The sequence below is a fragment of the Janthinobacterium sp. UMAB-60 genome, assembly GCF_900095235.1.
Lineage (GTDB): Bacteria > Pseudomonadota > Gammaproteobacteria > Burkholderiales > Burkholderiaceae_D > Janthinobacterium.
On sequence record NZ_LT607490.1, the window covers coordinates 175,960 to 190,115 of the forward strand.

The window sequence follows — 14,156 nt, forward strand, 5'->3', positions numbered from 1 at the left end:
ATATTTCGGAATATTGTTTTTCTTTTCCATGGCAATACCCCAGCCCGCACAGGCGGGCCGGGGCAAGGTCACGTTTTAAAAGAACTTGTAGCTGGCCGAGAGCGCAAACTGGCGGCCGAACAGGTCCTGGCTATGGTTGTAGCCTTCCCAGCCGTTCGGGTCGTAGTACGGCTGCTTGTTGAACGCGTTTTTCACGTTCAGGCCCACGTCCAGGTGCTTGATGGGCTTCCAGCTGAAGGCCAGGTTCACCGTGGTGTACGACGGCGCGCCCTTGCACTGGCCGGCCGGCAGCGATACCGAGGCGGCGGTGCAGTTTTCCGGCGTGTTGTCCTTGTCCCAGGGGCCATAGGCCCAGCGCGTCTTGCCCGAGTAGTTGACGAACACGCTGCTGACGAAGTTGCGGTAGCTCCAGTCGGCATTCACGGTGGCGCGGTAGCGCGGCGAATCGTAGTAGCCGACGGTATTGCCCTTGATGTCGCTGCCGTCTTCGCTGTCGTGGGTGTCGCGCTTGCGGATGGTGGCGGCGATGCCGGTGCTCAGCTTGCCCCAGTCACCGAGCGCAAAGCGCGTGCGCGCATCGATGTCCACGCCGTCCATCAGGGTGCGGCCACGGTTCGAATACGAGTTGATCAAGCCGCCCAGGTTGCCCACCGAGTAGCGCGGCACGCCGCCCGCGCACACGCCCGCGTTGGCGGGATTGGCGCACATGGCCGCCACCGCCGCCACATTGCCACGGTCCGTATCCGTCAGGTCGTTGCGGATGGCGCTTGACGTGCCGGCCAGGGTCGGGCCGTACTTGTCCACCAGTTCCGTAAACAGCTCGTTGAAGTCCTGGCGCACGATTTCGTCGCGGCGGTTGATGAACCAGTAATCGATGGAGATGCTCACGTCCTTGGCCGGCTGCAGCACCAGGCCCACGGTGGAAATCTTGGCCTTTTCCGGACGCAGGTTCTGGTTCGGCGGCGTCAGGCCGCCCACCGTCGTGGAGCAGTTCGAATTGAGCAGGCTCTTGCCCAGGTCAGCATCCGTCGCTACTTTTGACTTCATCAGCGCGCGCGCCATGGCATTCGTTTCGTCGCAGCGCACCGTGTCGCGGATGCCGCCCACCTGCGCAAAGACGCCGCCCGAACCCGATTCAGCCAGGTTGGGCGCGCGGAAGCCTTCCGAATACGTCCCGCGCAGCATCAGGTCGGGCCGCGCGCGCCAGATCACGCCCAGCTTGGGCGCCAGATTGGCGGCGAAATGCGGATATTTGTCCAGGCGCGCGGCCGCGTTGACTTCCAGGGTGTCGCTGAGCGGCACCACCACTTCGCCAAACACGGCGGCGATGGTGCGCTTGCCATCGAACCAGGAACCGCCCTGCTGCGTGATCAGGCCATTGGCCGCATCCGCGTTGCCGGGCGTGAGAAAGCTCTCGCGCATGATGTTGGTGCCCACGGCGGCGCGCACTTCGCGTTCGCCCAGCTTGAACAGGGTGCCTTCGACCTTCGCGTCCCACGTCATCAGCTTGGTCCAGGATTCGATGGCGAAGGTCGGATAGGCGGCGCGCACCAGCGCCGCGTTGGCGTCGCTGATTTCGCCGAACTTGTAGGCGGGATTGTCCGAGATATACGTGCGGCCGCTGACGGGGTCTTTCGTGAACGGGCCAAACGCCTGCTCGAAGCCCTTGATGTTGATGTTCGCCGTCTGGAACAGGGTCGAATGGCTGCCCGCCACGCTGAGCGCCGTTTCAAAATCCCAGCCGCCGCCGATGCTGCCGCGCAGGCCGACGAGCGCGCGGTAGTTTTCATCGACATTCTTCTGGCCGAAGTGGCCCGTCGCATCCTGCAGCAGGTAATTCAAGCCGGCCGCGCCGCCCATCTTGGCCACCATATCGGCATCGAGCTTGCCTTTCAGGTAGACGTTGTTCGGGCTGAGGAAGGGCGTGGCGAAGGTGTTCAGGGTGTTGCCTGTGTTGCGCGCGAACCAGTTATTCGTGCTGCCGCTGTTGAAGCTGGACGGGCCATTCTCGCCGCGCATCTTGATGTGGGTGTAGGCGCCTTCCGCGAACGCTTCCATGTCGCCGCCCAGTTTCAGCCGGCCGCTCAGGTAGGCCGTGGCGCGCTCCGAGGTAGGCCCCGTGTCGAGCTGGTTGGGCAGCGCATTCCACACGCAGCGGCTACCCGACGCCTCGGTGATGCTGTTGTTGCAGCCGGGCGCGGCGCGCTGGGTGCGCGCATTGTTCTTCGCCTTGTCGAAGACAAAGAAGGTCCCCGGGTTCATCACGCCCGGTTCGCTGCCGACGCCCACGCGCATGTTCGGGATGAAATTCGGATTGTTCGCATAAAAATACGCGGGACGCTTTTGCCAGGTGTCGGCCAGGGCGATGCGGTCGCGCTGGTAGACGTTCACGGAACCATAGATGTTGTAGCCGTCGCTGGCCAGGTCGCCCAGACCATACAAGACACTGGCCTGGCGCTCGCCATAGGCTTTCACGCTGGGCGAAAACTCGCCGTTGGCGCGCGCTTCCAGGCCTTGATACGATTTTTTGGTGATCACGTTGATGACGCCGGCCACGGCATCGGAGCCATACACGGCCGACGCGCCATCCGTCAAAATTTCCATGCGCTCGATGGCGGCGGCCGGGATGGCGTCGATATTGACGAACATGGTCTGGAAGCCGGCCGGCGCACCGTAGAAGGACAGGCGGCGGCCATTGAGCAGCACCAGCGTGCCCTGCGCCCCCAAGCCGCGCAAGTTCGCTTGCGAGCCGCCGTCCGACCCCGTGAACATCGAGCGGAAGTCCTGCTGCGCGGGGCGCGCGGCGGGCAGGTTGTCGAGCACTTGCAGCAAGGTGAGCGCACCCATGTTTTCGATCTGCTTGGCGTTGATCACCTGTACCGGCGACGCCGTTTCCGCGTTGATGCGCTTCAGGCTGGAACCCGTCACTTCGACGCGCGCCAGCTTCTCCTCCTCCGCCGCCAGCGCCGTCGACGCCAACCCTACCGCCACCATGGCGGCCATCAGTTTTTTCAAGTGCATTCCCATCTCCCTTTTTATAAGTGATTTGTTTTCGTCAGGCTGCAAGAGCCCCTCCCCGGTCCGAAGAGGGGCTCGTTTTTAGTGAAATGATGAAGTATGTCTAGCGCGGCTTGACTGTCGCGCCCTCCGTGCCGGTCAGTACGGCGTTGGCCCAGTTACCGCAGACCTGGGCCGGGTGGGCGCCGCGCGCGCCCAGGGTGCGCAAACTGAGCTGGCTCAGGCCGCGCACGTCGATTTCGGGTTTGACCACCCCGGGAGCCGTGACCAGGCCGCTGTCATACAGCAGCCGCTCACCGCTCCAGACCTGGAATTGCAAGCCGCCCGCGCTGCGGCAGCTATCGTCCACGCCCAGGTCGGCGCGCAGCAGATTCCAGTTGCCCGCCAGTTGCAAGTCGATGCGGCTGGCCGGTCCCACGCCGAGTCCCTTGCGGAACCACAGCCCGTTCATGCGCATCTCGGCCGCCTTGCCGGCCGGCCGGTCTTTCGCGATATGCTTCGGCAGCGCCAGGTCCGACAGATAGCGCTGCACCTCTTCGCCTTCGGCCACGCGGTGCTCGAGCACGCGGAACTCGGACAGGGTCACGGGCGCCACGTCGGTGGCCAGCGCCGCGTCGAACGCCCGCGCCACCGGCCCGGCTTGCGCCGCCGTCACCATCGGGTCGGTGGACGCGGCGCCATCGCCTTCCGGATTTTGCGTGCTCATGACGCGAAAGCGCAGCAAGCGCCCTGCCGTGGCCGGGAAATTGATCGTCTGCGCACCCTCTTGCAATTTGAGGGTGCCGCGCGCAAGCGCCGCGCCCCATTCGCCGTTGTTGTCGCCGATGTAGATTTCGTAATCGCGCACCTGGCCATGCTTCCAGTGCTGGTCGTTGCGCGGCGCCAGTTCGATGCCGTCCACCAGGCGCCGCTCCGTGAAGCCGATCACCCATTCATGCGGCCCGCTTTTCACGGACGGGCTGCGCACGGTGCGGAACCAGGTCTCCGGCTTGCCGTCGAAGGCGTTTTCCAGCGGATAGCCGTTTTCTTCGGCCGGACGCGCCACCACCTGCATGGCGTCGGCCGGCAAGGCGCGGCCCGGCACGGGGGCGGCCGGGAAGTCTGCATCGATTCTCGCCACGGCCAGCGCACCATCGACGTGCAAGGCCAGGGGCTGGCGGATATCCTGCGCCGCCACTTTCACGTGCAGGGTGCCCTGGCGGTCGGCAGGATCGAAATACCAGGCATCAAGCGCCTTGTCGTAGGCGGCGCGGTCGGCGGCTGCCGCGAGCAGCCGTTCGCCAGCGCGCACGGCGGCCGGTGCCTGGCCCGCCAGCATGCGCAGCGCATAGCCGCGGCGCGCTTCCTGGCCCTGGTACTGGCCATCGACGGCGCCAATGTCGACATGCACATCGCCGCCCGTCTGGCGCATGCGGATGACTTGCTGGCTGAAGGCGCCGCCCTGGTACTGGCGCGTGTTGCCATCGTCTTCATACAGGGTGTAGTCGGAATCGCCGTGCGGGTAGATGTCCAGCGTGAGCTGGTCCTTCGGCTTCTGGCCGTCGTACAGCATTTCCGGATACATGGGCAGGATGGCGCCGGCACGCACGAACACGGGTAGCTTGTCCAGCGTGACCTGGAGATCGAGGTCGCGCCCTTTCGCGTCCGCCGTGGCCTGGCGGCCATCCCAGTAGTCGTACCACGTACCTTGCGGCAGGTGGATGCCCTTGCGCCAGCCGCCGCTGACGGCCTGGCTGCGGTAGACGGGCGCCACCAGCACGTCGCGCCCCAGCAGGAATTGGTATTTATACGCTTCCGTGTAGGCGGCCGGGTCTTGCGGGTAATCCCACATCAGGCCGCGCACCAGCGGCGCGCCCGATTGCTCCGCTTCGCGCACCAGGGTATACATATACGGCGTCAAACGCATCTTGAGCTTCAGATAGCGGCGGTTGATGTCGCGGTACGGCTCGTCGAACCACCACGGATGCTTGCGCTCGGCTGCGGCCCAGCCGGACATGCCCATCAGGACGGGCGTAAAGCTTTTCCACTGCAAGTCGCGCAGATAGGTTTCCGGACTGCCGCCGAAGATGGCGTCCACGTCGCCCGATGCATATGCCTGGCCGGACAGGCCCGAGCCGATCAGGGTCGGGATGTGCCAGCGGATGTAATCCCAGCTGGCGCTCTGGTCGCCCGTCCACGCCACGGCGTAGCGCTGGATGCCGGCCCAGCCCATCACCGTCCACAGGAAGGGGCGGCTGTCGGAGTTGTTCAGGATGCCGTCGTAGGCCGACTTGTTCGCATCCATGGCGAACTGGTAGCCCTTGCCCGTCCACGCCACGTCCAGCTTTTGCACGCGGCTGCCCGCCTGACCCACTTCCCAGGCGATCTTGTCGACGCCGTTTTCCGTCCACAGGCCCGTGCGAAAGCCATAGCCGGCCAAGCCCTTCACGGTTTCCGGCAAGTTCGTGTAGCCGCAGCCATAGCCGTCGTTGGGCAGTATCCAGCCGCCCGGCATGTCGTGTTCGCGGTACTGGCGCGCTACGCTTTCCACCACGTCCGGCGTTTTGCCGGTGGGGCCGTCGGTCCAGCCCTTCGGCACGGAACCGGGCTTTTTCACATTGTCGCCATCGTTGTAGCAATCGGCGTCGCCGTATTCCAGCGCCCAGCGGGGCAGCATGCGCGCGCGGCCGGTCAAGTCCGTGTAGCGGGCGACGACGTCGCGCAAGTCCTTGCCGACGAAGAAATACGCGTCGAAACGGCCTTCTGCGTGCTGCAGCGAGATCTGCTCCTTGTCACGCAGGTCGTAGTTCCCGTCGGACCAGGTATTGCGCAGCACGCCCCAGCCCCTTGAACTCATGAGGAATGGCGCGGGATTCGGCCGGTCGCCCTCTTCCCAGCCGCCCGAATACGACACGGGCACCTGCTTGCCCTTGAATTCGAAGCGGCCATTCTGCTGGCCGCCGCCGAAGTAACGCTCGCCCGGCAGGCTCGATAGCACCTGCACGCCCTGCTTGTCGTCGAGCGACAGCGGCTGCACTTCGCGCCACAGCGGCACCAGGTCGCCCTTGCGGAACAAGGTAAAGCGCAAGGGTTTGCGGTCGATGCGCAGGCTCAGGGCCTCGGTGCTGATCAGGATATGGTCGGGCTGTTCATTGATCTGGTACGCCACCTGCGCGGCAGGCTGGCCCACGACGATGGGCGCGGCCTTGTCGCCGGGCCCCGTCAAGCCCCCTTTGCCGCCCGCCTGGATGCGCAGCACGTCCGCCTGCGGCAGGCTGATACGCAGTTGCACGCCCGTGTCGCTGCGCAGATCCCAGCCCAGCGCCTCGCCCTTGGCCACGTCGGCCGCATGCACGGCACTCAGGCTTGTCAGGTTGCCGATAGGCACGGCCTGCACGCCCGGCGCGGCCAGGGTGGCGAGGGCGGCGAGGACACAGGCGGCAAGGGCGCGGCGGGGAAGCGGGAGAGGTTTCATCTGGCGGCTTTCAGAAAATCGAAGTGATGGAAATACTTTAAGAAGAAAAATAAATATCGTCAACAAAAAGAAAGTTAAAGCGGCAATTTATTAATAAAATACCCAAAAATAGCGCATTAATCTTACGTTTCACCAAAATGTCACAAAAGATACTTTCGTTATCGTCGCATTTCAGCGACAGGCGGCAGCACGACTGGGTTTTATGCGGCACTGCAACACGATTGAAAGCAGATAAAACGACATTATTTCGCAAGCCATGCAACTATTTACTTTCGTTTTACTTTCGTATTTGACTTTTCGAAATTTAGTATTTATGCTTTCTCCAACAAACACTTTACTGACACTCCATGACTACCCTTCTTCAGCGTGACATTCAAACCTGGCGCGACATCGGCGGCCTGCACACGGCCGAGGAAATCGCCCACCAGCCGGCCATCTGGCGCGCGCTGGCCGGCATTTTGCGCAACGAGCAAGCCAGCCTGGCCGCCTTCCTGGGCGACGCGCTGTCCAATCCGCAGCAGCGCGTCATCCTGACGGGCGCCGGCAGCTCGGCCTATGTGGGCGAAATCGTCGTCGACACCCTGAATGCGGCCTGGCCCGCGCAGATCCGCGCCATCGCCACCACGACTTTGCTGACGCACCACGAGCTGTACCTGGAAGCGGATGCGCCTACCCTGCTCGTCTCGTTTGCCCGCAGCGGCGACAGCCCGGAAAGCCTGGCGGCCGTGGAACTGCTGCGCCAGGTCGTGCCCGGCGCGCGCTTCCTGAACATCACCTGCAACGCGGATGGCAAGCTGGCGCGCCAGGGCGCCAATGACAGCAATACGTATAATCTGCTGATGCCGGAAGGCAGCTGCGACCGCGGCTTCGCCATGACCAGCAGCTTTAGCAGCATGCTGCTGGCGGCCCTGTCGGTACTGGGCCAGGATACGGATCTGTCTCGCCTGGACACGCTGGCGCAGCTGGGCGAACAAGCCTTGCGCGACTGGTCGGCGCCCGTGGCGGAGCTGGGTTCAACACCCGTGCAACGCGTGGTCTACCTGGGCAGCGGCCCGCTGGAAGCGCTGGCCAAGGAAGCGGCCCTGAAAATCCTGGAATTGACGGGTGGCCGCGTGATGGCGATGGCGAATACCGCGCTGGGCTTCCGCCACGGCCCGAAATCGGCCGTCACCACGGAGTCGCTGGTGATCCTGCTGCGCAGCAGCAAGCCGCTGGCGCGCCAGTACGAAGACGATTTATTGAAAGAACTCCAGCGCGACAGCGTGGCGCAGCGCTGCCTGACCGTGGGCATCGGCGGCGACCTGTCAGCCGACGCGCCGGCCTGGCCCGACGCCTGGCTGGCCCCGCTGTGGCTGCTGATGGCGCAGCAATATGCGCTGCACCAGTCCGCGCTGCTGCAACTGCGCCCCGATAATCCATTCGCCGGCGGCATCGTCAACCGTGTCGTGCAGGGCGTCACCATCTATGGCCATGACCAATTCTAATTCCATCCAGGGCTTTCACGGCATCGACATCGGCGGCAGCAAGATGGAGCTGGTCGCCTTTGCCGACCGCGACGGGGCATTGACGGAAGTTTTCCGCGAACGGGTGGCGACGCCCGGTGACGATTTTGCCGCCTTCGTGCAAGCGATCGTCGACCTGGTGGCGCGCGGCGACGCCGCCCTGGGCACGACGGCGCCCGTCGGCATCGGCTTGCCCGGCGTGATCGACAGCGCCAGCGGCCGGCAACTGAGTTCCAACGTGCCGGCCCTGAACGGCCGCCTGGTGGCGCAAACCCTGCAGCAAGCCTTGCAGCGCCCTGTCGCCATCGGCAACGATTGCCAGTGTTTCGCCCTATCCGAAGCGCAAGGCGGCGCGGCCGGGAATGCCGCCAGCATGTTCGGCGCCATCCTCGGCACGGGCGCCGGCGGCGGCTACTGCGTGGGCGGCCAGCTGCTGCGCGGCTTCAACGGCGTGGCCGGCGAATGGGGCCACTGGAGCCTGCCCGCCACCCTGCTGGCGCAGCACGGCCTGGCCGAATACCCGTGCCCGTGCGGCAAGGCGGGCTGCCTGGAACGTTATGTCTCCGGCCCCGCCATGCGCAAACTCCACGCGCACTTTGGCGGCGACGGCGCCGAGCCGCTGGCCATCGTCGCCCGTGCCAACATGGGCGACGCCGTGGCCGAACGCACGGTGGCCGTGCACCTCGATGTGCTGGGCCACGCGCTGGCCGGCCTGGTGCTGGCCTACGACCCGCACGTCATCGTGCTCGGTGGCGGCCTGTCCAAACTGCCGCACCTGTACGACAAGCTGCCGGCCGCCGTCAAGCGCCATCTGTTCCCCGGCGTGCACGTGCCGCCCATTTTGCCACCCCGCTTTGGCGACGCCGGCGGCGCGCGCGGCGCGGCCCTTTTGATACGACAACATACCAAGGCGTCAACATGATGAAGCAAGTGGAAAACCCGACTTTTACCTTGTCTCCGATCCAGCAAGTGATCAAGGCGCACCGCCGCGGCGAACGCGTGGGCCTGTACGCCGTCTGCTGCAGCCACCCGAGCGTGCTACGCGCCGCCATGCGCGTGGCCAGCGAATACGACACCGTGCTGCTGGTCGAAGCGACCTCGAACCAGGTCGACCAGTTCGGCGGCTACACGGGCATGACGCCGGTCGTTTTCCGCGACACCATGCTGGCACTGGCGCGGGAACAGGGTTTCCCGACCGAGCGCCTGGTGCTGGGCGGCGACCATCTTGGCCCGAACGCCTGGCAGCACCTCGATGCGGCCACCGCGATGGCCCACGCCGAGACCCTGATCGCCGCGTATGCGGCGGCCGGCTTTCATAAAATCCATCTCGATTGCAGCATGCGCTGCGTTGATGACCCTTTGCAGCTCGACGATGAAACCGTGGCCGCCCGCTCGGCGCGCCTGTGCCTCGTCGCCGAAGCGGCCGCCGCCGCCGCCGGCTTCGCGCCGCCCGTCTACGTGATCGGCACGGAAGTGCCGATTCCCGGCGGCGAAGCGTCCTTGGCGCAGGCCGGCGCCGTCACCAGCCCGCAGGCCGCGCACCGCACGCTGGACGTGCACCGCCGCGCCTTCATGGAAAACGATCTGCATGGCGCCTGGCGCCGCGTCATCGCCATGGTGGTGCAGCCGGGCGTCGATTTCGACCAGAGCAGCATCGAGCATTACGATGCGGATGCCGCCGCCGAACTGTCGGCCTTCGTCGCCGAGCAGCCCGGCCTCGTGTTCGAAGCCCATTCCACCGACTACCAGCGCGAATCGGCGCTGCACGCCATGGTGCGCGACCATTTCGCCATCCTGAAAGTGGGGCCGGCCGCCACCTTCGCCCTGCGCGAGGCGCTGTACGCGCTGTGCCAGATCGAGCAGGAACTGCTGCCGGCGCACGCCACGTCGCAGCTGATGCAGGTGCTCGACGATGTGATGCTGGCCAAGCCGAAGCACTGGATCAAGCATTACCTGGGCACGCCGCAAGAACAGCGATTGATGCGCCGCTACGGTTTGAGCGACCGTTGCCGCTATTACTGGGGCGAGCCGGAAGTGGCTGCCGCCGTCGCCAAGCTGCTGGCCAACCTCGACGCCCTGACGATTCCGCTGCCGCTGCTGAGCCAGCATTTGCCGGAACAGTACCTGGCCGTGCTGCAGGGCAGCCTGGCAGCCGAGGCGCCGGCCCTGATCGAGCACAAGATCGGCAGCTTGCTGGCGCAATATGCGCGCGCCTGCAACCGCAATACGGCCGTCGCCGTCGTTGCCGAAGCGGCAATCTGTTAAGCTCGATATTTTCATTTTTACTGAGCCCGCCACCATGCGAAATACCAGCCAACGCCGTGAATCCATCCTCCAAATGCTTACCCAGCAGGGCTCGGTGCAAGTGACCGATCTGGTGGAAAAGCTCGGCGTGTCCGCGGTCACCATCCGCAGCGACTTGAATGCGCTGGAAGCGCAAGGCATGGCCACGCGCAGCCACGGTGGCGCGACCCTGACGCGCACGCCGCCGCCCGAGCATACGATACGCCAGAAGGATGCCATCAACCACGAGCAAAAGGAGCGCATCGGCGCCTATGCGGCGCGGCTGGTGGAACCGGGCGACAACATCATCATCGACTCGGGCACCACCACCATCTCGCTGGCGCGCCATTTGCGCGATGCGACGGGCGTGACGGTGGCCACGAATGGCCTCAACATCGCATGGGAACTGGCCGACGCGCCCGGCGTGGACCTGATCCTGACGGGCGGCCTGCTGCGCAAGCAGTCGCTGTCGATCCAGGGCAGCCAGGCGGAAACCTGCTTGCAGGCCTACAGCTTCGACAAGCTGTTCCTGGGCGTGGACGGCTTCGACCTGCAGTTCGGCGTCACCACCCACCACGAAGCGGAAGCGAGCCTGAACCACAAGATGGTGGAACGGGCCAAGAAAATCATCGTCCTCACGGACGCCTCGAAGTTCGGCCGCGTCAGCCTGCACCGCATCGTGCAGCTGGACCGCGTCGATACCGTCATCACCGATGCCAGCATCAGCCAGGAGTACCGCGAAGGGCTGCAAAAGCTGGGCATCGAACTTTTTATAGCGGAATAACACATGCTGAGCGGCAGAATCCTTACCCCATCTGGCTGGATCACGGGCACCATCACCTTTGACCAGCGCATCGTCCAGATACAAGAAGACCCTGCCGCCGACAGCGCGCTGACCATTTTGCCCGGTTTTATCGACCTGCACGTGCACGGCGCGGCCGGCGTCGACATCATGGAAGGCGGCGATGCGGGCGCCACCGTGGCGCGGGTGCATGCGCGCCACGGCACCACGGCCCTCTTGGGCACCACCCTGACGGCCAAGGAACCGTCGATTTTGCGCGCCCTGCAAGGCCTGGCCGGCGTCATCGCCGAGCGCCCGGCCAACGGCGCGCGCATGCTGGGCGTGCACCTGGAAGGCCCGTTTTTGAACCTGCACCGCCTGGGCGCGCAGCCGCCCGACGTGGTGCAAGCGAGCCTGGCGCTGGTGCAGCGTTTCCACGCCATCGCGCCCATCAAGGTACTCACCATGGCGCCGGAAATCCCCGGCCACCTGGAGCTGATCCCGCAACTGGCGGCGATGGGCATCCGCGTGCAGATCGGCCACAGCGCCGGCACGTATGACGAAGGCGTGGCGGCGCTCAACGCCGGCGTCTCCGGTTTTACCCACCTGTACAACGGCATGACGGGCATGACGCATTACGACCCCGGCATGGTTGGCGCGGCGCTGGCGCATGCCGAATACGCGGAAATCATCCCCGACCTGCAGCACGTGGCCAAGGGCGCCCTGCGCGCGGCCCTGCGCGCCATCCCCCGCCTGTATGGCGTGACGGACGCCACCTCGGCCACCGGCATGCCCGATGGCGAATACGGCCTGGGCACGCAGCGCGTGTACAAATGCCTGGGCTGCGTGCGCCTGGCCACGGGCTCGCTGGCCGGCAGCGTGCTGACCATGGACCAGGCCCTGCGCAATTTCGTCGAGCTGGGCCTGGACCTGGCCGACGCCTCGAATCGCCTCTCGCTGTATCCCGCCGACTACCTGGGTGAATCCGAACGGGGCCGCCTGGCACCGGGCGCCTGGGCCGATATCGTCGTCCTCGATTCCCAATTACAGCCAGTGTCCGTCTTCGTCGAAGGCGCGGCCATCGATCTTTCCACCCGCTAAGTAGGTCGTGGGAAATTATTGTGAAGTTATGACGAACAGAATCGGATGCTCTGCAAGGCGCCAGCTGCGACGCAGTGCGAGCACTGCTAGCAGCGGGCAACACCGCAGAGCGCCGGTTATGGAAGTCAGAAATCACAATAATTTATTGCGACCTACTTAGACCACCTCAACTTACCTCAACCCCGTCCCGGAGTTACCATGCACGACACGTCACACAAGGCCCCCGTGTGGGCCATGCGCTACCTGCTATTTATTGCCGGCATGGGAGGATTGCTGTACGGCATAGACATCGGCATCATCGCCGGCGCCCTGCCCTACCTGGAATCGACGGCCTCCGTGGCCTGGAAACTGACGGCGCAGCAGTTGAGCTTTATCGTCGCCGCCGTGCTATTGGGTTCAGTCCTGTCTTCGCTGTTCGCCGGCGCCCTGGCCGACCTGCTGGGCCGGCGCTGGGTGATGTTCCTGGCCGGCGCCCTGTTCAGCGCCAGCATCCCGCTGATCGCCCTGGCCGACGGCTACACGCCGCTGCTGCTGGGCCGTCTGCTGCAAGGCATCAGCGGCGGCTTGATCGGCGTCGTCGTGCCCCTGTACCTGGCCGAATGCCTGCCCGCGCAGCAGCGCGGACGGGGCGCCGCCCTGTTCCAGCTGCTGCTGACCATCGGCCTGGTGGCCGCCGCCCTGATCGGCCTGCAGCAAGCGCAGACGGTGGAAACGGCCACGCAGGCGGCGCAAGCGTTGCCGGAAGCGGGCCGCATCGCCGCCATCTTCACGGCCAAGGACCACGCCTGGCGCAGCATCTTCTGGGTCTGTTTGACGCCGGGCCTGGTGTTTACCATCGGCGCCCTGCTGCTGGCCGAGTCGCCGCGCTGGCTGGCGCAACGGGGCCGCATCGAACAGGCGCGCCAGTCGCTGCTGCGCACGCGCCTGCCCGCCGCCGCCGACATCGAACTGCGCGAGATGCTCGACACGCCCGAGAATGCGGCCAAGGCCAGCGGCAAGGCGAAAGACCCGCTGCTGAGCCGCCGCTATGTGCTGCCCTTCCTGCTCGCATGCCTGATCCTCGCCTGCACGCAGGCGACGGGCATCAATTCCATCCTCGCCTATGTCGTCAATATCCTCAACCAGGCGGGCCTGTCGGGCGCCTCGGCCAACATGGCGGACGTGCTGCTGAAAGTACTGAATGCCGTGATGACGGTGGTGGCCGTGCTGCTGGTGGACCGCAAGGGCCGCAAGTTCCTGCTGATGCTGGGCACGGGCGGCATCGTCGTCTCGCTGCTGGCGGCCGGGCTGCTGTTCCGCGGCGCCGAAGCGCACCTGGCCGACGTGCGCCCCGCCATCGCCGCCCAGGTACAAGCCGATGGCCTGACCCTGCATCTGGATGCGGCCACCTTGACGGCGCTGGGCGCGGCGGCCGACGGCACCCCGCAGCAGCTGACCATCGCCTACGCCTACGGCCCGTTCACCAACGTGAAAAGCCTGCGCAGCGACGACCCCGTGCTGCGCCAGGTCAGCATTGCCCGCGACGACGCCGTGCAGGCCGACAGCGTGATCGGCGTGTTCTTCCGCAAGCTGCACCTGAACCCGTTCGCCGACCCGGCCGCCGGACGCGAGGCGCCGCTGCGCATCGAGAAGGCCAGCCTGGGTCCCGTGCCCTCGTCCTCGCACGGCTGGCTGGTGGCGATCGCCATCTGCGTGTTCGTTTCCAGCTTTGCCGTGGGGCCGGGCGTATGCGTGTGGCTGGCCCTGTCCGAACTGATGCCGACGCGTATCCGCTCGAACGGCATGAGCATCGCGCTGCTGGTGAACCAGTTCGTCTCGACGGTGATCGCCGCCATCTTCCTGCCCACCGTGGGCTTGCACGGCTATTCGACGCTGTTCTTCTTCGGCGCCGGCTGCACGGTGCTGTATTTCCTGGCCGCCGCCTTCCTGCTGCCGGAAACGAAAGGCAAGACTTTGGAAGAAATTGAAGCGCACTTTTCCAGGTAACCATTAGTAGCAGTCTCCTTTCCAGCCCCGG

8 protein-coding genes are annotated in these 14,156 nt (G+C 65.3%); 6 read left to right on the top strand and 2 right to left on the bottom strand.

Annotated features, from left to right (window positions below; genetic code table 11):
- Window positions 1-75 precede the first annotated feature (75 nt).
- Together K0F86_RS15890 and K0F86_RS15895 are read right to left on the bottom strand one after the other, a co-directional pair.
- Window positions 76-3,021, bottom strand: coding sequence for a TonB-dependent siderophore receptor (locus K0F86_RS15890; RefSeq protein ID WP_219135305.1), 2,946 nt, complete (start codon window positions 3,019-3,021; stop codon window positions 76-78).
- 100 nt (window positions 3,022-3,121) lie between these two features.
- The gene (locus tag K0F86_RS15895) at window positions 3,122-6,472 is read right to left on the bottom strand and encodes a TIM-barrel domain-containing protein (RefSeq protein WP_257572182.1); all 3,351 of its coding nucleotides are present in this window, start codon (window positions 6,470-6,472) and stop codon (window positions 3,122-3,124) included.
- A 347-nt stretch (window positions 6,473-6,819) separates the two neighbouring features.
- On the opposite strand from K0F86_RS15895, the gene K0F86_RS15900 reads away from it, so the two are divergent.
- From K0F86_RS15900 to K0F86_RS15925, 6 genes are all read left to right on the top strand, one after another.
- Window positions 6,820-7,956, top strand: a complete 1,137-nt coding sequence (locus K0F86_RS15900) for an SIS domain-containing protein (RefSeq protein WP_219135306.1) — start codon at window positions 6,820-6,822, stop codon at window positions 7,954-7,956.
- Window positions 7,943-8,896, top strand: coding sequence for an ROK family protein (locus tag K0F86_RS15905; protein ID WP_219135307.1), 954 nt, complete (start codon window positions 7,943-7,945; stop codon window positions 8,894-8,896). Before K0F86_RS15900 ends, K0F86_RS15905 begins: the two co-directional genes overlap by 14 nt.
- The gene (locus K0F86_RS15910) at window positions 8,896-10,239 is read left to right on the top strand and encodes a D-tagatose-bisphosphate aldolase, class II, non-catalytic subunit (RefSeq protein ID WP_219135362.1); all 1,344 of its coding nucleotides are present in this window, start codon (window positions 8,896-8,898) and stop codon (window positions 10,237-10,239) included. The genes K0F86_RS15905 and K0F86_RS15910 overlap by 1 nt, the downstream gene beginning before the upstream one ends.
- A gap of 34 nt (window positions 10,240-10,273) precedes the next feature.
- Window positions 10,274-11,041, top strand: a complete 768-nt coding sequence (locus K0F86_RS15915) for a DeoR family transcriptional regulator (RefSeq protein ID WP_101481082.1) — start codon at window positions 10,274-10,276, stop codon at window positions 11,039-11,041.
- Window positions 11,042-11,044: 3 nt separating this feature from the next.
- Window positions 11,045-12,139 carry an N-acetylglucosamine-6-phosphate deacetylase gene (locus tag K0F86_RS15920; RefSeq protein WP_219135308.1) on the top strand — a complete coding sequence of 365 codons (1,095 nt, stop codon included), beginning with the start codon at window positions 11,045-11,047 and terminating at the stop codon, window positions 12,137-12,139.
- A 198-nt stretch (window positions 12,140-12,337) separates the two neighbouring features.
- Window positions 12,338-14,125, top strand: a complete 1,788-nt coding sequence (locus K0F86_RS15925; RefSeq protein WP_219135309.1) for an MFS transporter — start codon at window positions 12,338-12,340, stop codon at window positions 14,123-14,125.
- Window positions 14,126-14,156 lie beyond the last annotated feature (31 nt).

Coding starts and splice junctions, on each gene's coding strand:
- K0F86_RS15890 (WP_219135305.1), bottom strand. CDS start 3,021: ATGCACTTGAAAAAACTGATGGCCGCCATGGTGGCGGTAGGGTTGGCG.
- K0F86_RS15895 (WP_257572182.1), bottom strand. CDS start 6,472: ATGAAACCTCTCCCGCTTCCCCGCCGCGCCCTTGCCGCCTGTGTCCTC.
- K0F86_RS15900 (WP_219135306.1), top strand. CDS start 6,820: ATGACTACCCTTCTTCAGCGTGACATTCAAACCTGGCGCGACATCGGC.
- K0F86_RS15905 (WP_219135307.1), top strand. CDS start 7,943: ATGACCAATTCTAATTCCATCCAGGGCTTTCACGGCATCGACATCGGC.
- K0F86_RS15910 (WP_219135362.1), top strand. CDS start 8,896: ATGAAGCAAGTGGAAAACCCGACTTTTACCTTGTCTCCGATCCAGCAA.
- K0F86_RS15915 (WP_101481082.1), top strand. CDS start 10,274: ATGCGAAATACCAGCCAACGCCGTGAATCCATCCTCCAAATGCTTACC.
- K0F86_RS15920 (WP_219135308.1), top strand. CDS start 11,045: ATGCTGAGCGGCAGAATCCTTACCCCATCTGGCTGGATCACGGGCACC.
- K0F86_RS15925 (WP_219135309.1), top strand. CDS start 12,338: ATGCACGACACGTCACACAAGGCCCCCGTGTGGGCCATGCGCTACCTG.